Origin of the sequence: Brevibacterium album DSM 18261 (assembly GCF_000426445.1) — a bacterium.
GTDB classification, from domain to species: domain Bacteria; phylum Actinomycetota; class Actinomycetes; order Actinomycetales; family Brevibacteriaceae; genus Brevibacterium; species Brevibacterium album.
In genome coordinates, this window is sequence record NZ_AUFJ01000009.1 from 244567 (window position 1) to 261154 (window position 16588).

The window sequence follows — 16588 nt, forward strand, 5'->3', positions numbered from 1 at the left end:
CCGCCGGGCATCGCCGACAGCTGCAGCTTGCGCGAACCGGTGTGCACACCAGATGTCCTACAAGATAGGGGGCCTGCCGTTCACGGACATCGCGAGCAGCCCCTTGCCCGAGAGCTTCCTCGGCGTCTCGTCCTCACCCCACGGATCGTCCCTCCAACCGTCCCTCCAGCCGGAGAACCAGGCACGCAGCTGCTGTGGCCGACGCGCCCAGCGCGCGCACTGGACTGCGGTCCAGGAACCCACATAGGCCCAGCTCAGCGGCCATGGCAGATTGCGCCTGGCCAGCCACACCCGGTTGCGCGCATTCATGTAGAAGTACTCGTCGTGACGTTTGGGATCGATCACAGGATGTGCAACCGCCAGATCACCGGCGTACCAGACCTGGAAGCCCGCGTCCCAGATCCTCCAGGCCAGTTCGATCCCCTCGTGCGCGTACCAGAAGGGAGCCGGCCAGCCGCCGGACTGGTCGAACGCCCGCCGCTGGAGGCAGACCGCGCCCTCCCAGACGGAGAAGACCGCAGACGAGTGCTCCGCCGAACCCTTGTGCAGGCGTGGGATCCAGCGCTTGGGCGCATCGTCGCGCGAGGGATCCGTGACACGCGGCTGGATGAGGCCGATCTGCGGCTTCGCCCGCATCATCTGCGCCATCCGCAGGAGCGTCGTCTCGTCCGGCAACCAGGCATCGTCGTCGAGGAAGAAGAGGAACTCCCCGGAGACATGCGGCACGCCCTCGTTCCGGCCGGCGGGGATGCCCAGGTTCTCCGGGAGCGCGAGGGTCTTCACCTCCGCAGGCAGGCCGGTGGGCTCCCAGCCGTTGCCCACGCACACGATGTCGAGATCCACGCCCTTCTGCACAAGGAGAGAGCGGAATCCGCGCTCCAGGTCCTCGGGCCGCCTGCCCTGCGTGAGGACGACGACTCCGAAGCCGTACCGCGCCTGGCCCGCACCCGCCTGCTCGGCCTCCGCAGGAAGCCGCTGCGACGTCTCCACGGTCCTCCGGGTGCGTGCACGGGCCCCCGTCGCCGGCATGATCTCGAACGTGCTCTCAGCCGCCTGGGAGCCTGCGTCCCGGAGCACGTGCACATCACGGCGGAGGTGCTCCTCACGGTCCCATGCACCCGGTTCGTCCGGCAGCCCTCGCGCGCTCTCGCCACCTTCCAGCCGTCCATCCACGGAGCTAGCGAGGAGACCCTCCTGTCTCCACCTCGCGGCATCGCCCTCGCTCCGCGTGCTCATCCCAGCCTCCTCGACGCCATGATCGATACGAAATGCCCCACGACGGAGACCGCGCACAGGACGGCGAGCCCGAGGACCAGCACGCGATCCGCTTCGGCCCCGAGTCCGCCGATCAGTCCGACGAGGGCCGCGACCACCGCGAGGATCGACATCTCCACGGAGTGGTAGATGCGGTGGAAGGGCACGAATCGGGCCGCGGATTTCAACGTCGCGAGGGCCCCGGAGGGGATCGCCGTGGCCTGCGCGGTGTCCGGCAGCCTGTCGAGCCCGTTAAATGCCCGAGAAACGTGAACCATGTCGTTGAGGGCTTTGTTGAGCAGGACGAACCAGCCCAGCACCAGGCCGGCCACCACATAGAGATAGGCCGCACCCGGATCCGTCCGCAGAAGACTCAGATCACCGACCGCCCGGAAGCCGAGGGCCACCGCGACTGCACCTTCCGTGGTGTAATGGCCGACCTTGTCCAGGAACACGCCCTTGGCTGACTTGGTGCCCCGCCAGCGCGCCACCTCACCGTCGCAGCAGTCGAAGTAGAGCTGCAGCTGAGAGAAGAAGAGCGCGAGCAGCGCCCCCCAGACCCCCGGGATGAAGAGGGCTGCGGCGATGGCCCAGCCGGACAGGATCATGAGCCCGGTCACGCCGTTGGCGGTGATCGGGGTGCGCACGAGCAGTGCGGTGCAGTAGATGGAGATGTGACGCAGGTAGAGCTCCGCGGTCCAGTGCTCCGCATTCTTCCTGGACCTCACCTCGGGAGGCTGCGCGACCGCGCGGAGCTCCGCGAGCGTGGGGCGGTCGCGACGGACTGCTGTGCTCATGGTCCCCCTGCGCTTCCGTCTATGGACATCAGACCAGTTTACCGGCCGTTCATCAGCCGGCCAATCAGTCGTCGGAGCCGCGCCCGCTCACCACTGCGGCGAACTCCTCGACGACCTCGGCGTTGTACGCCGCGGCGTCGAACTCCGGAGCGGGCACGGATCGCCAGTCGAGCATGGCCTCGGCCAGCGCCTCTGCACTCCGCTCCACGACGCGCCCGCTCCCGGGAGGCAGCGCGGACCGGACGGAGCCGAAGGCGGTGCTGATCACCGGCAGGCCCAGCACGAGCGCCTCCAGGATCACCATGGGCTGCCCCTCGTAGTCGCTCGAGAGAACGAAGCAGTCCGCTTCGCTCAGCACCACGTAGGGATGCGGGATCCGGCCCGTCATCATCACCCGGGCGGCGATGCCAAGCCCCTCTGCGCGGTCCTCCAGCTCTTCCCGCAGCGGTCCGTCGCCCACGAGCACCAGGAGCGCCTCCGGCTGCTCCTCGAGCACGCGGGCGAAGGCCTCGAGGAGCCGGGCGTGGTTCTTCTCCGGGGACATCCTGCCCACCGTCACAAAGACCGGCCCCTCACCGCGGCGGGAGCGCAGCGCGGAGTACAGACTCCGCCTCTCGACCGCTTCCTCCAGACCGGCGCGTCCGTACCGCTCCAGCAGCGCATCGAGCGCACTGTCGAGGTCACCGGGGATCAGTCCGGCGTCAACGTCACCGGTCTGCTGACCGTCGACGCTCTCACGCCCCGCACCGGCGAGGATCGCGGCAGCATCGATGGTGTTGCGCGCATGGAGGAAAGAACCGGCATCTGCGAAGTCTCTGAGATTCTCCGCATTGATGGCGGCGAGTTCGGAGGAGACGGAGACGAGTCCGTCGAAGTCCTTCAGCAGCGCGAAGACCGAACGCAGCGACCGGGAGTACGGCAGAGCACCGGAGACCACCCTCCGGGAGTCGGCCAGCAGGTCGTTGTGCATCCAGAGAAGGCTGCGACCGCAGTCCGCCGTGAGCATCATCCGCGCCCATTTCGCGCTGTAGCCGGAGAAGTCGATTGCGACATCGAACTGCGCCTCGCCGGCGATCCGGCGCCATTCCCGTCGCCACAGAGCCCCATCCGCGTCACGCTCCGGGGTTCCCGTCGCCGGCCGGTGCCCATCCAGCTGACGGGTGTAGGAGGACGCCAGGGAGTAGCGGTCGAGCCCGGCACCGACCGGCAGCTGGCGGATGTGGCGCGGGATGCGGCTGCGCACCTCGCGCCGTGCAGGCTCCGAGGGGTCGGGGTACACGGCGGTCACATCGAAGCACTGCGGGTCGAGAGCACTCAGCAGCCCGAGCGCCGAGGTCGAGATCCCGTTGGGCTTGAGACCGCCCAGGTGAACGACCAGTCTCAGCGGACGCGCCTTCCCCCCGGAAGGGCGCAGATCCACGAGCCTGTGCACGGCCTCGGCCCGGCCTCGGAACACCAGATCTGCGAGACGGGCGGCGGAGCCTCCGTCGTCATGGGGCACCCACCGCTGTCTCGCCGCAGCATAGGACTCCGCGAACCTTCCCTGTCGCGGCTCTGCGCGCTCATGGGCGAGGATCTCCCGCAGTGCGTCCGAGAGTCCGTCCAGATCCGTGGTCACGGGACCGGGCAGATCCTCAGTCGGAACGTAGGTGCCGCGGGCGGCGAGGTACTCCGCGTGGTCCTCGGCGAAGAAGACCACGGGAATGTCCGTCGCGAGCGCGTCCATGAAGATCGACGAGAAGTCGGTGACGAGGAGACGGGTCCGGGCCAGCAGTGCGTTCGTCTCGACGGAGTTCTCGACCAGCGCACCCGCAAGCCGTGGGTCATCGGCAACCGCCGCATATACGGACTGGTGCACCTTCAGCCGGATCTCCCAGCCCTCGAGCTCGGGCATGCTCCTGAGACGACTGAGGGTCTCTGCGAGGGCGGCGACCTCGACCTGCGGAGCACGGAAGGACTTCCCCCGCCACGTGGGTGCGTACAGGAGGACGGGCACACCCCGGCCTGTCTCGGTGGAGCTCCCGGCCTCGGCGAACTGCAGGTCGGTGCGCGGAGAGCCGTCCTCGACGATGAGCCCGGAGAAGACCCCCTCCAGCCGGTAGGCATCGCGGTACATGCGCTCTGTCATGTACGGACCGGAGGAGAGCAGATAGTCCGCGGAGAGGAAGTTGCGCAGCACGTTGCGCGAGGCCCAGGCGCCGTCAGGCTCGTCGTAGCCCATGTGCTTGAGTGGGGTGCCGTGCCAGGTGTTGAGATAGACCTGCCCGTCGCGCTTGACGTATTCGACGGGGAAGGTCGCGTTGTTGACGAGGACGGTGGCGCGTTCGAGTAGCGCGAAGTATTCCGGACTGCGATAGGCCGCAGTCCTCACCCGAGGATGGTCCGCAAATTCGTCGAGCAGCCCCCCGCCAGCGGCGATGGCTTCCGGACGGAGCATCCAGACGTGTGTGAGATGAGTGAGATCGGGCGCATCGACGACCTCGCGGAACAGCGCCGCCGGGTTGCACAGCGCCCCGTTCCCGCCGAAGCTCTCCCACACCACGAGGCGGGGGTCGAGCGGCTTCGCGCAGGCGGCCTCGAACGCGCGAGCCCTGCGATACGAGCCCAGGGACCTCCGGGCCTCCCCCACAGCACCGCGCAGGCCGCTCGCAGAGCTGCGCGCAGCGGCTGCCTGCACGCGCGCCTGCGAGCCGAGCATCGGACGCAGAGAGCGCAGCAGGGCGCCCGCGGAATCGGGCAGCGCCCTGATGGCACCCGACTTCGCAGCTGCGAGCGCTGATCGCGCCGTGGCCTTCGCCCCGGGCACGCCACTTCGCGGTCGCTTCATTCTCGGTCTCCTTCAGCTCGCAGCGCGCACGTCCTCAGGCAGCCGGTTCTCACCGAATGCCTCTGCCAGCGCAGCCACAAGCGGCTCGTCGACATAGTGGATCTCGGGATCGACTGGTCGCACCGCGGACCGCTCCCGCTTCCAATCGGTGTTGATCGCGAAGAAGTGCCGGTGACGGATGGACTCATCGACTTCCAGCACTGGGCCGTCCTTCACCCGGTGCACGCAGAACTGCGAATCGTCCGGCATCCTGCGAGGATCGACCGTCCACTTCTTGGTGCCGAGCATCCGCTTCTTCGAACGGTAGACGAAGTCCCAGAAGTGACGTTCCGCACCGATCTCCCTGGTCGCCACAGCCTCCACCCAGTTGCACTGATACGCCACGAAGCCCGACTCCGAATCCTTGAGATGATCGAACACCGAACGTCCGTCATCGCAGACCACGAGCTCGTCGATGTCGGCATTGATGATGCCCTCTGCGTCTCGGCAAAACCGCCAGCGCATGTGCTCCAGTGCGGTGTACTGGCAGAAATCCGAGTCCCAGGTATCGTCTCGCGGAGACCCCGGTCCGTAAGGGAAGGGCCACGAGAGCACGCAGCCCTCCTCAATGCCGTCGACCTCGGAGAGCACCTTCGCGAGGTCCTCAGGACGATAGTCCGGGGAGCCATTGTCGTAGATGACGACGGCGTCGACGCCGTGGATCCGGTGGTAGTACTCGGCCCAGTCGCGCACCCACTCGAGGCGATTCCCCTTCTGCAGGGTGAAGAGAACCCTGCGACCTGAGAACCGCGCGGCACCGTCCGGCTGGAGCGGCATCCGGAAGCTCGCGGTCCTCCCCTCGGAGGCCACATCGAACGACAGGACCCGGCACCCGGCGAGGGCGAGAACAGCCTTGCGCAAGACCTTCCGCGGCAGTGAATAGGTGCCCCAGTCCACGAAGGACCGCTGAGTCTTCCACAGGTCGCTGAGCCTGGGCCGCATCGGCAGGAGCCGATCGAGCCTGAAGCTGCCGGAGTCGATCGCTGCACGCAGATTGAACAGCGGCGGGCCGGACAGGACAATGCGGCCGTCGGAATAGAAAGCATCGCAGAAGACGGTCATGGAATCGTACTGCTTCTCGTAGCCCTCCTGCCTCAGCTCCGAGGGTCGAGGCATCGCGCGAACTGCGGGGAAGCCTGCCGGGAGCACCGCAGAGCTGACCTGTTCGACTGTGATCATCGCCGTTCTCCTGCAGCAGAGGCGGAGCTGGACGATCCAGACTCCCGAGAGACCACGGCGGCATCCGCCTCTGCGCCGAACCAGCCCGCGGTCTCGAGCTCACACAGCACACGGGCAGAGGCGTGCCCATCATCCCAGGGTGCGAACCGTTCGACGAACTCCTCATAGCGCTTGTCCCGGAAGGACCCAGGGTCCGCAAGGGCGCGGAGGACCAGGCTCCCCGTCTCCGCCGTGGTCCGGGTCATCGGCCCGGGGCAGATCTCCCTGAAGTCCAGGTAGAAGCCCCGCGTGGACGACTCGTACTCCTCGAGATCCGGCACGAAGAAGATCATCGGCTTGCCCGTGACCGCGAAGTCGAAGAGCAGGGAGGAGTAGTCCGTGACCAGGACGTCGGCGGCGAGGAACAGCTCGCTGATCTCCCCATACGTGCCCACGTCGATGATGCTGCCCGCATGGGGCGCCAGATCGGGGGGAACGGTGTTCGCATGGCCGCGCACCAGCACCGCTGCCCCCTCCGGCAGCATCGAGGTGAGCTCGGAGAAGTCCAAGGCCGTGTCGAAGACGAAGCCGCCCGCAGTCCTCTTGGAGTCGCGGAAGGTGGGCGCATAGAGCACGACGGGGGCGTCCTCGTCGATGCCGAGCCGATGACGCACAGCGGCTCGCGTGCTGGCCGAATCGGGTGAGCGGAGCACATCGTTCCGGGGGTATCCGAGAGCGAGCGTACGACCGGAATACCGGAACGCGGCAGGCAGGACCTCTTCCGAGAACGGGTTCTGCGCCAGGAGGAACTCCCAGCGCGCGACTTCTCTGCGCATGAGCAGCCGGTAGCCCAGGGAGAGATTCTCCGGGGGCATGTCCTCGGCGATCCTCTTCATGGGGGTGCCGTGCCAGGTCTGGATGTACCGCTGCCCGTCCTGCAGGCGGGTGTAGCCCGGGAAGTTGGCATTGTTGACGAGGTAACGGGAGCGGTGGACAGCTTCGAGCCATTCCGGCGTTCCCTGGATGATCCGCACGGCGCCTTCCGGCACCGAGACCGCGGACGAGGCGACGGACCAGTACGTCTGCAGATGTGGGTGCTGCTCGCGCACGGTCTCCCAGAGGGCGCGCACGCTGTCCGCAAGCTGCTTCCCGTGGTAGCTCTCGAACACCACAGTCTCCGCGAGACCATCGCGTGCGTTCTGCCGCAATGCCTCGTCGATCATGAGACGCCGACTGCGCAACCCCAATTCCTCTGGTGCGCTGGGGGCCGAGAATCGGAGCCACAGAGCCCTTCCGCTCCGGGTGCGCGTCGCTCGGATGAGGTTGAAGCGGCCACCGCGCCAAAGAGGGAAGCGGTTGGCATCGGCATCGGACACGAGTGCCCATTGCACTTCGGCCTGCCCGTCCCCGCGGACCGCGGGGGCTGTCCACCGCAGCGTGTAACCGCCGTGGGACAGCCCCGTCGTCCGGCCGTACCAGTCTGTGCGGGTGAGGGGGAAGGCTGCGGAATATCTGCCATGCGCGTCCTCCCATTCGAACTCCGACGGCGCGATGTCGACCCCGGCGCCGGAGAGGGAGAGAGCGGATGGCTCGACCGGGCTGGAGGACCGGAGCACACCGGTCGTGCGGATCACCGTTCCATCCGGGCTCAGCTCCAGGCCGTCGCAGGTGAACAGGAAGGGGTGCTCGATCACGCGGAGATAGCCGTGGCTGTTGGCATAGAGCATCAGCGGGGCAGGTGCACAGCTGCGCTCATCGAACTCGTGAGTCGAGGAGGACGACGCAACCTGATTGGACCGCCCATCGGCGAACTCCGCCTTGATCTGCCATGTATGACGATCAGCAGTCCGATGCTGGTTCGGGAGCTGCGGGAGCTCGAAGTCGAACTCTGCACGCCCGCAGTGGTCGTAGCCGACGGGCTTCACAGAGAACGACTGCCACGAGCGTCGATTGGAGACCACCAGCTTGAGGATGTGCTTCCCGTTCAGCGCCTCGGCCGTCAGCCTCAGACGCCTGCCGTCAACCTCTTCTGTATGGGCCCAGACCTGCGGGTTCGCAGACCTGAGGACCAGCCCGTCGAGATCATCATGGGTGAGCACGGTGCGCACCCCCGCGGAGAAGGAGGAGAACCCCAGCACTGCGGCACCGGCGTCTCCAGCCCGGGTCTTGACGATCTCGGTCACAGCGTGCCCGCCCACCGTCACGGTGGCGAGCAGTCTCCACAGAACCCCGCCACCGGAATCGGAAGCGATCAGCTCCCGCGTGTCGATGGTGGTCCGCACCACCGAACCGCGGGCATCTCGCCATTCCGATCCAGAGCCCTCGTTGAGGTGGGGAGCGAGACACCGTTCAGTGCTCAGCTCCCGTCGCTCTCCGGTTGCGGTGTTCTCGATCGAGAGAGTGATTCCGCCCTCGTCGGGAGCGTCTTCGAAAGCGCTGCGGCAGAACGCGGAGATCTCCAGCGTCACCCGGTCCCCGTCGAGCCACTGGGCGCGCTCCGCGCGGGTCACGAGCTCCAGGCTCTCCGGCCGGATCTCATAGAGGCGCTCGGGCAGCGCCGCGCGGAACTCCTCCGCGTATCCGGGCACCGCGAGCAGAGTGGGGCCGCTCTGCTCCAGTCGGTAGCCGGTGCCCCTCGTGATCTTCCCGTTGAGCACGCTGAGAAGGTCCTCGTACTCACCATTGGCCGCGAAGCGTCCGGCAAGCCGCGGATAGATCGGCACCGCTTCCCAGGGCACCTCATCGAACAGATCCAGGATCTCCCGAAGCCCCCGAGAGAGAACCTCGAAGTACTCCGGGCCGGTCCTCGGAACCTGCTCCGCGTACTGGATGAAGTCGTATGCGAGAAGCTTGCGGAACCACTCCTCGCGGACAGCCCGATCCGCGTGGGCGAGGATGAGCCGGGCGGAGGCCTGCGTGACCTGCAGACGATCCTCCAGGTCCCGGAGTTTCGTCTTCTGCTGTGACAGGGATGACCCGTCGTCCCTGACCCTCCAGTAGTACACCTGATCCGGAATCACATCGAACGCCGACGCTCCCAGATACGATTTGAGCGAGGGCTCCTGATCCTCGTAGGCGATGCCAGTGGGGAACCCGCCGACGACCTCGCGGAAGAAGGAAGTCCGCCAGAGCTTGTTGCATGCGAACACGTCGAGCATCATCTGAGGGTGCTCGGCGAGGGTGATGGAGCGACGCGTCTCACGGTGCGCCGATCGTGCCCAGTGGGGAATCCACTTCCGGTTTCCCTGCAGCCGGACGATGGTGCCGACCACGAAATCGGAGCCGGTGCGCCGCAGCGTGCTCAGCATGGCGGAGATCGCATCGGGTGCCAGTTCGTCATCGGAGTCCGCGAACGTGATGTACTCGCCCCTCGCCTCCTCAGCACCGGTGTTGCGCGCTGCGCCCAAGCCGCCGTTCTCGCGGCTCACGACGCGGATCCGCGGATCCAGCAGAGCCCAGGCCCGCGCAATCTGCGCGGAACGGTCCGGGCTCCCATCGTCGATGATGAGGATCTCGAGGTTCCGATATGTCTGAGCGGCGAGGCTGGCCAGAAAGCGCGGCAGATACGCCTGCACGTTGTAGACGGGCACGACCACCGTGACGAGAGGTCCCTCCCCCGCGCGCCCTCTGCTCGCAAGAGAACGGGCGACGCCCCATGCGATCGTCGGATCCACGCGCTCACGGGCGCCCTTGCGCACCTTCAGCGGGATGCGAGACAGCAGAGGGGCCGCAGCCCGCATCGTCTTCGTCAGCAGACGTCTTCTCATCGCCACTTCTCGATCACCCTTCACGATTGCCTGAAACGCCCCTCCGACCGACCGGCCGATGCACCTCAGCTCCCGCCGAGGTCGTTCTTGATCTGAGTGGTGGAGATCTCCGGCGTGCGCGGCAGGTAGATGACCTCGACCTTGTCCTTGAGGAAGTCGAACTTCCCGGTCCAATCATCACCCATGACGAAGGCGTCGATGTGGTACTTTTCCATATCCGCCTCCTTCTGCTCCCAGGTCTCCTCCGGGACGACGAGATCGACATAGCGGATCGCCTCGAGCATGTTGCGTCGCTCCTCGTAGGAGAAGTACGACTTCTTGCCCTTGCCTGCGTTGAACTCGTCGGTGGAGAGGGCGACGACCAGGTAGTCGCCCTGTGCCTTGCAGCGCTGAAGCAGGCGGATGTGGCCGTAGTGCAGCAGATCGAAGGTGCCGTAGGTGATGATCCGGCGCATCGATGCTCCGTTCGGTGGGTCTGGGGCTGGGCAGGGACGGGCGTCCCGAACCCAGACAGATTAACCCACCGTCACCGCGCCGTTCACCCAGCAGTCCCCCAGGCTCGGCCTTCCAAAGCTGCCTCCGGCCTCAGCCAGCCCGTGCCCGCAGGAGGATGACGCGCTCCTCTGCGACACGACGCACCGCGTCAGCAAATCTGCGCATCTGCGCTCCCGGCGCGGTGTCACCGAGGTAGTGTTCGGCCGCCGCTGCGAGCTCTCTCGTATCCGTCTCTGCGCCCGAGGCACCCCCGCCCTCCCCGGCCGCACCTCCGTGCCCCCCGGAGACTCCGGGGAGCTGTCGAAGCACGGAGGCCACCGCCTGTGCGGCATTCTCAGCCGGGAACGACGGCACTCGGTCGAACAGCCCGCCCCGCTGCCGCACCGCCCGCGCGTCCGCAGGCTCCAGCAGCGCCAGCGGCTTGTGCGTCGCCAGCCAGTCGAAGGCGACCGAGGACATCTCCGCGATGCAGGCATCGGCGACGTCGAACTGCCAGCCCACCGCCGGCGTCACATCGACGAAGCCTCCGGCCTGCGCCACGAGCTCGCTCACTCGTCTGTGTGCATTCCTGAATTCCCGGTCCAGGAACCCCGTCCTCGGGTGAGGTCGATAGATGATCCGCGCACCCGCGCTCGCCAGCTCCCGGACCAGCGCCTCGCCGCTGCGCGTGAGCGTGCCGTATGCCATGGAAGAGGAATCGCCCTCCCACGTGGGCGCCCAGAGGACCGTCTTCCCCGGCCGCGCCGGGTGGCTCGCGGCGAAATCCATCCATTCCCGGGGCAGGGGGCGAGGCTGGTCCAGCTGCGGGCGCCCCACATCGATCATCCGGTCCTCGCCGAAGCCGATGAGCTGGGACCTCAGCCTCTCCCGCGCTGCCTCCCCCGCCGTGAAGACGAGATCATAGGCCTTCAGCTGATTCGTCACCATCGAGGCCTTCTCGCTCTCACCATGCGAGAGATGGACGTGAGCCGGCCGGGGGTGGCGCAGCGCGTGGAAGTTCTGCGTGGCCTGGTTGACGTAGAGGACGCAGCGCACGGACTCCGCCCCCAGGACCGCATCGAGATCCGCGATGCTCCGCCCATAGCGCACCGGCAGGCCCGTCCGCCCCGCGATCCGCTCCGCCGTCCGCGCCCCGCGGCACAGGATGCCCACCGACTCCTCCGCGGCCAGCCGCTCCAGGGGCCACAGCCACTGCTCCAGCTGATAGGCCGAGGCCGCATCACCCGCGAAGTGCACGATCACGGTGAAAGCGTCATCATCGCGCGGGCCCAGAACCCGAGAGGTCCGCGCGGCCGCGAGTCGATCGGCGGCTGTGCCGCCTGCTCGCCTGGCGAGGGCGGTGCCCCGCCGCACGGCGGAGACGGCCTTCGAAGCGACGGCACGGGGACGGAGTCTGCTCATGGTATCCAGCCTAGCGAGAGGAGCACGGAGCTCCTCCCGCGGATCGCCATCGCCTCCTCACGGCGCCTCCCGCACGTTCGCCGGGGAAACGCGTCCGCTTGTCCGAGAGAACAGGATTCCTTGACTGAATACGCGAATCCCGGCATCCTGGGACGAAACCGCATATGCACATGTGACCATGCGAATCACCCACTCTCGGGAGGCAGTGCCATGGCAGTCTGCGAGACCTGCGGAAACACCTACGACAACGCGTTCACCCTGACCCGCGGCGGCGAGTCGCACACATTCGACAGCTTCGAGTGCGCGGCCCACCGCATGGCCCCGCGCTGTGCGCACTGCGGATGCATGATCCTGGGCCACGGCGTGGAATCGGAGAACTCCACCTACTGCTGTTCGCACTGCGCGAGGGAGGCCGGCCACCCCCAGGCCCGCGATCAGGTGTGAAGCTCCGCCCGGCTCCGTCCGGTGCCGGACCGCTTCCCCCAGCCCCGAGCGGCGTTCCATCCGACAGGACCTCGACGGTATCCGAGCCGGTGCATTTTCCGGTTTCGCGCACTAGACTGAGGGCGGCGGAAGGAGCGTCCATGATCCCCGAGCAGCTCTCCCACACCCGGAACGCATCCGATATGCAGGCCGATACGGCTCTTGCAGAGATGGGCCTGAGAGCAGACGACCTCACCTCGGCGGTGGCCGCGGGCGTGCGGGCTGCGGGCCGGATCACTGCGGACCACCCGGTCACCGCTCCCGGCTTCACCCTGTGGTCAGAGACTGTCGCGCACCTGCGCCACACCCTCGGCGAACGCGGGTGGAAGCGCGTGAACCCGGGGAACTCACCCCGGATCGTCTCCCCCGACGGCCGCATCACGCTCATGCCCGTCCGCGGCAACCACGCCACCGGCGTATCACCGGATGTGGAGCCCTCCACCTTCAGCCACCGCGGCCCGGCCACGGTCGATGCCGTCCGCCGCAATGCCCAGACCGGCCTCGCCCTGCTGAGCCCGGAGGCCGAACCCGCGGATCTCACCGCGGACCACATCTGGTTCCTCCTCTACCACTGGTTCGAGGACAGCCCGGAGTTCCGCGCAGAGCTCTCCCTGCCCCTCCTCTCCGGAAGCGGCGACGACGAGCCCGACGCCGTGGTCTTCTCCCGCTGGCGGCGGCGCATCCTCCTGCCCCCTGTGGACACCTCCGGCTTCGAGGTGCCGATGCGTCCGCACCATCACACCGATGACGAGGTTCCCTTCGACATCGACGAGATCGCGTGAGACTCGAGCCCACCCGCATCACCCTCGCCCGCGCCCGTGCAGGACTCACGAAGGCGGAGCTCGCACGGCACCTGGGAGTCGAGCCGCGGTCAGTCACGAACTACGAGACCCGCGGGGCACCCGAGCGCCTCGCCCCCGCCCTCGCCCAGGCCACGGGCTTCCGGCTCGGCTACTTCACCCGCGGCGAGGTCGAGCCCATCGACGGCACCCGCGCCTTCTTCCGCGCCCGCAGGCGCACCTCCGCGCGCGTCAAGCACTCCGCTGTGGCCGCGGGCCGGACCGGGACCGAGGTCTACCGCCTCATCACGGACCGGTTCCGCCTGCCCGCGCTGAACCTGCCCGACCTCAGCGGCATGGAGCCGGAGAGCGCTGCGGTGACCGTGCGCGCACAGTGGGACCTCGGCGTCATGCCCGCTCCCAACCTCGTCCAGCTCGCGGAGTCGAAAGGGGTGCGCGTCCTCGGTCTGCCCGGCTCGACCTCGGATGTGGACGCTTTCAGCGTGTGGGACGACGGCGCCCCATACGTCTTCCTGTCCCGGCAGAAGACCGCGGAGCGCGCCCGCTTCGACCTCGCCCACGAGCTCGGCCACCTCGTGCTCCACTCGGGTTCGTGCCTGGACGAGACCGCCGTGACGGACATCGAGCGGGAGGCGGATCATTTCGCCTCGGCGTTCCTGCTGCCCGCGGCCGAGGTCTCCGCGGTACTGGGCCGAGAGCCGTCCGTCACCTCTATCCTCGCGGCGAAGAGGCGGTTCCGGGTCTCGGCGGTCGCGCTGGCCTACCGGCTGCGGACCACGGGGCAGCTGACGGAGTGGACCTACCGGACCACGGCCGGGGAGCTCGCCTCCCTCGGCTACCGGACGGGCGAGCCCGACGGCATCCTCCACGAGCGCTCACGCGTATTCACCACCGTGCTCGCCCGCCTGCGCGAGAAGCACGGACTCGGCACCGAGGCGATGGCAGACCTCCTGGGCGTGCCCGCCGAGGAGATCCACGGGCTCACCCTCGGCCATGCGCTCACGGCATCGGGGACGGGCACGCCTCCGCCGGCCGACTCGGCCTCGGCTGCCGGCAGCCACGACGGCCCCGCGGCAGGCGAGGCTCCCACCGCCGAGGCCGGCTCCCGCCCCCGGCTGCGCGTGGTCCGCTGACACTGCATCTCCTCCCCTCCACGGGCAAAGACAGAAAGGCATCACACGATGGAATTCCGCTATCTGGGCAACTCCGGTCTCAAGGTCTCCGAGGTCACCTACGGCAACTGGCTCACGCACGGCTCGCAGATCGAGAACGAGGCGGCGGCCAGCTGCGTGCGCGCCGCTCTCGACGCGGGAGTCACCACTTTCGACACCGCCGATGTCTATGCCAACACCGTCGCCGAATCCGTCCTCGGCGAGGCGCTGGAAGGCGAGCGCCGCGAATCCCTCGAGATCCTCACCAAGGTCTACTGGCCCACCGGCCCCAGGGGCCACAACGACTCCGGGCTGTCCCGCAAGCACATCATGGAGTCCATCAACGGCTCGCTGAAGCGCCTGCGCACGGACTACGTCGACCTCTATCAGGCCCACCGCTACGACCACGAGACCCCGCTCGAGGAGACGATGCAGGCGTTCGCGGACGTGGTCCGCCAGGGCAAGGCGCTCTACATCGGCGTCTCCGAGTGGAACGCCGAGCAGATCCGCGCCGGCCACGCGCTCGCGAAGGACCTGGGCATTCAGCTCGTCTCCAACCAGCCCCAGTACAACATGCTCTGGCGCGTCATCGAGGCCGAGGTGATTCCCGCCTCCCGCGAGCTCGGCATGAGCCAGATCGTCTGGTCGCCCATCGCGCAGGGCGCCCTCACCGGCAAGTACCGGCCGGGGCAGCCCCTGCCTGCAGGCTCCCGCGCCACGGACGAGCACGGCGGGGCGAGGGCCATCGAGAAGTTCCTCGCCGAGGACACCCTCCGCGCCGTCGCGAAGCTCGAGCCGATCGCCGCCGACCTCGGCCTCACGATGGCCCAGCTCGCCATCGCCTGGGTGCTCGCCAACGACAACGTGGCCTCGGCCCTTGTGGGCGCCTCGCGGCCGGAGCAGATCGAATCGAACGCGCTGGCCGCAGGCGTGGAGCTCGACGCCGAGACCCTCACGGCGATCGACGAGGCCGTGGGCGCCCTGGCCGAGCGCGACCCGGCGAAGACGGTCTCCCCGGAGACCCGCCCCAGCTGACACGGCACGGGATCCGCGCTGGGCTCTGTGAGCCGGGGGCAGAGCCGCGGAGGTGCGCACCGCCCGCGGGCGCCCTCCGGCCTCGTGCCCCTACGCCCTCCGGCTCACTGCTTCCCGATGAAGTAGGCGTCGTCCGCCGAGGTGGACCGCCCTCCCGCCGTCCGCCCCTCGGTGAACCGCGAGGGCCGGAAGTCCGCGAGCAGTGCGGACTCCTCACCCGCGAGCTCCTGAGCCGTCAGCTGTGCGAACAGCGCGGCCAGCGTCATCCCGCTGTGCGTCACCGCGCAGTAGACGGTCTCCGCCTCGTCGAGGAAGCCGATGATCGAGAGCCCGTCCTCCGGGAAGCTCCGGCCCGAGAAGATCACGGTCTCCATCGGCACGCGTACGCCGAAGAGGCGCTCCAGCTCCTCCTCCATCACGGCGGACACCTCGGCCAGCAGCTCCGGGGACTCCCCTTCGGCCACGCGCGCCTCCACCCGCGGCACCTGGACCCACAGCCGGCCGTCGTGCCGCGGTCGGACATTGATGCGATCGGAGATGAACACATGACGCAGGTCCACGTCCGCAGGCTGGGTGAGCCCGAGGAGGCTGTGCGTGCGCTCGCTCGCGGTGCTGAGATCCGCCATGGGGATGCTCAGGCCCGAGGCCGCGGCCAGCTCCCGCGAAGCCGCCCCAGCCGCGACCACGATCCGGTCGAAGGCCTCCGAGCTGCCGTCCGAGAAGTGCACACGCGCACCGCCTGCGAGCCCGGCCGCGCCACCGACGCCATCCGCCGCGCCATCGGTCCCGCCGCCGGCAGCAGAATCGCCCGCAGCAGTCCCGCTCTCCACCCGCACCGCCTCGGCGGTCCGGATCTCCACGCCGCGCTGTGCGAGTGCCGCCTGCAGCACCTCACCCAGCACGTCGTTGTCGAGGTAGCCCTCGGAGGGGTGGAGCAGGGCCTCGTCGAGGTCCTCGGGCCAGGCGATCGCCGGCTCCAGCTCCCGGAGTTCGGCGGCGGCGACGCGGCGGACGGGATAGCCTTCCGCCTCGGCATCCGCGATCCGCTTCGCATAGGTCGCGGTCCGCTCTCCGCCGAAGTCCGCGAGGATGCCCCCGCTCACATGGAACCAGGTCTCCCCGTCCTCGCTCCGGGTGTGCGCGAGCCGCTCCTGCAGCTGTGCGTGCGCGCGGATGCCCTCCGCATTGATGCTGTGGTAGGAGGATGGGAACTTGTTGTTCGCATTGATCCACGCGAACGAACGGCGGCTCGCACCCGCGAACGGACGCTCCCGCTCCACCACCGTCACGGCGTGGCCCGCCGCGCTCAGCTCGCAGGCGATGCCCAGCCCGAGCACTCCCGCGCCGATGACACAGATCTTCACTGGCCGATCACTTCCTC

The 16588-nt window shown here is 68.2% G+C and carries 12 protein-coding genes; 4 read left to right on the top strand and 8 right to left on the bottom strand.

The genetic code is table 11. The features are described 5' to 3' along the window. Positions 1-57: 57 nt before the first annotated feature. The 7 genes from K318_RS0101190 to K318_RS18515 all read right to left on the bottom strand — a co-directional run bounded on the left by K318_RS0101190 (position 58) and on the right by K318_RS18515 (position 11738). A complete protein-coding gene (locus K318_RS0101190) occupies positions 58-990 on the bottom strand; it encodes a glycosyltransferase family 2 protein (RefSeq protein WP_245579725.1) in 933 nt (310 codons plus the stop codon). 242 nt (positions 991-1232) lie between these two features. Then, positions 1233-2051: a CDP-alcohol phosphatidyltransferase family protein gene (locus tag K318_RS0101195; RefSeq protein WP_029088116.1), complete on the bottom strand. Its 819-nt coding sequence runs from the start codon at positions 2049-2051 to the stop codon at positions 1233-1235. Between the two features lie 64 nt (positions 2052-2115). Continuing rightward, positions 2116-4878 (bottom strand): glycosyltransferase, encoded by a 2763-nt coding sequence (locus K318_RS18510; protein ID WP_084499482.1) that lies wholly within the window; start codon positions 4876-4878, stop codon positions 2116-2118. A 12-nt stretch (positions 4879-4890) separates the two neighbouring features. Then, a complete protein-coding gene (locus K318_RS0101205) occupies positions 4891-6096 on the bottom strand; it encodes a glycosyltransferase family protein (RefSeq protein ID WP_029088117.1) in 1206 nt (401 codons plus the stop codon). Further along, positions 6093-9842: a bifunctional glycosyltransferase/CDP-glycerol:glycerophosphate glycerophosphotransferase gene (locus K318_RS0101210; RefSeq protein ID WP_084499483.1), complete on the bottom strand. Its 3750-nt coding sequence runs from the start codon at positions 9840-9842 to the stop codon at positions 6093-6095. Before K318_RS0101210 ends, K318_RS0101205 begins: the two co-directional genes overlap by 4 nt. Positions 9843-9907: 65 nt before the next feature. Then, entirely contained in the window at positions 9908-10297 is a 390-nt protein-coding gene (gene tagD, locus K318_RS0101215) for a glycerol-3-phosphate cytidylyltransferase (protein WP_029088119.1), read from the bottom strand. A gap of 130 nt (positions 10298-10427) precedes the next feature. Next, complete coding sequence (locus K318_RS18515) at positions 10428-11738, bottom strand: CDP-glycerol glycerophosphotransferase family protein (RefSeq protein WP_051297313.1); 1311 nt, start codon at positions 11736-11738, stop codon at positions 10428-10430. A gap of 210 nt (positions 11739-11948) precedes the next feature. On the opposite strand from K318_RS18515, the gene K318_RS0101225 reads away from it, so the two are divergent. The 4 genes from K318_RS0101225 to K318_RS0101240 all read left to right on the top strand — a co-directional run bounded on the left by K318_RS0101225 (position 11949) and on the right by K318_RS0101240 (position 15207). Beyond that, entirely contained in the window at positions 11949-12182 is a 234-nt protein-coding gene (locus K318_RS0101225) for a hypothetical protein (protein ID WP_029088120.1), read from the top strand. A 140-nt stretch (positions 12183-12322) separates the two neighbouring features. After that, the gene (locus tag K318_RS0101230; RefSeq protein ID WP_029088121.1) at positions 12323-13003 is read left to right on the top strand and encodes a hypothetical protein; all 681 of its coding nucleotides are present in this window, start codon (positions 12323-12325) and stop codon (positions 13001-13003) included. Beyond that, positions 13000-14154 (top strand): XRE family transcriptional regulator, encoded by a 1155-nt coding sequence (locus tag K318_RS18520; protein WP_051297314.1) that lies wholly within the window; start codon positions 13000-13002, stop codon positions 14152-14154. The genes K318_RS0101230 and K318_RS18520 overlap by 4 nt, the downstream gene beginning before the upstream one ends. 48 nt (positions 14155-14202) lie before the next feature. Next, on the top strand, positions 14203-15207 hold the full coding sequence (locus K318_RS0101240; RefSeq protein WP_029088122.1) for an aldo/keto reductase family protein: 1005 nt from the start codon (positions 14203-14205) through the stop codon (positions 15205-15207). A 104-nt stretch (positions 15208-15311) separates the two neighbouring features. Here the strand turns inward: K318_RS0101240 and K318_RS0101245 are convergent, their stop codons facing one another. Next, positions 15312-16571 (bottom strand): NAD(P)/FAD-dependent oxidoreductase, encoded by a 1260-nt coding sequence (locus K318_RS0101245; RefSeq protein ID WP_029088123.1) that lies wholly within the window; start codon positions 16569-16571, stop codon positions 15312-15314. Positions 16572-16588 lie beyond the last annotated feature (17 nt).

What these genes read in the sequence shown, in the direction of transcription:
- K318_RS0101195 (WP_029088116.1), bottom strand. Translation starts at nt 2,051, where the DNA reads ATGAGCACAGCAGTCCGTCGCGACCGCCCCACGCTCGCGGAGCTCCGC.
- K318_RS18510 (WP_084499482.1), bottom strand. Translation starts at nt 4,878, where the DNA reads ATGAAGCGACCGCGAAGTGGCGTGCCCGGGGCGAAGGCCACGGCGCGA.
- K318_RS0101205 (WP_029088117.1), bottom strand. Translation starts at nt 6,096, where the DNA reads ATGATCACAGTCGAACAGGTCAGCTCTGCGGTGCTCCCGGCAGGCTTC.
- K318_RS0101210 (WP_084499483.1), bottom strand. Translation starts at nt 9,842, where the DNA reads ATGAGAAGACGTCTGCTGACGAAGACGATGCGGGCTGCGGCCCCTCTG.
- tagD (WP_029088119.1), bottom strand. Translation starts at nt 10,297, where the DNA reads ATGCGCCGGATCATCACCTACGGCACCTTCGATCTGCTGCACTACGGC.
- K318_RS18515 (WP_051297313.1), bottom strand. Translation starts at nt 11,738, where the DNA reads ATGAGCAGACTCCGTCCCCGTGCCGTCGCTTCGAAGGCCGTCTCCGCC.
- K318_RS0101225 (WP_029088120.1), top strand. Translation starts at nt 11,949, where the DNA reads ATGGCAGTCTGCGAGACCTGCGGAAACACCTACGACAACGCGTTCACC.
- K318_RS0101230 (WP_029088121.1), top strand. Translation starts at nt 12,323, where the DNA reads ATGATCCCCGAGCAGCTCTCCCACACCCGGAACGCATCCGATATGCAG.
- K318_RS0101240 (WP_029088122.1), top strand. Translation starts at nt 14,203, where the DNA reads ATGGAATTCCGCTATCTGGGCAACTCCGGTCTCAAGGTCTCCGAGGTC.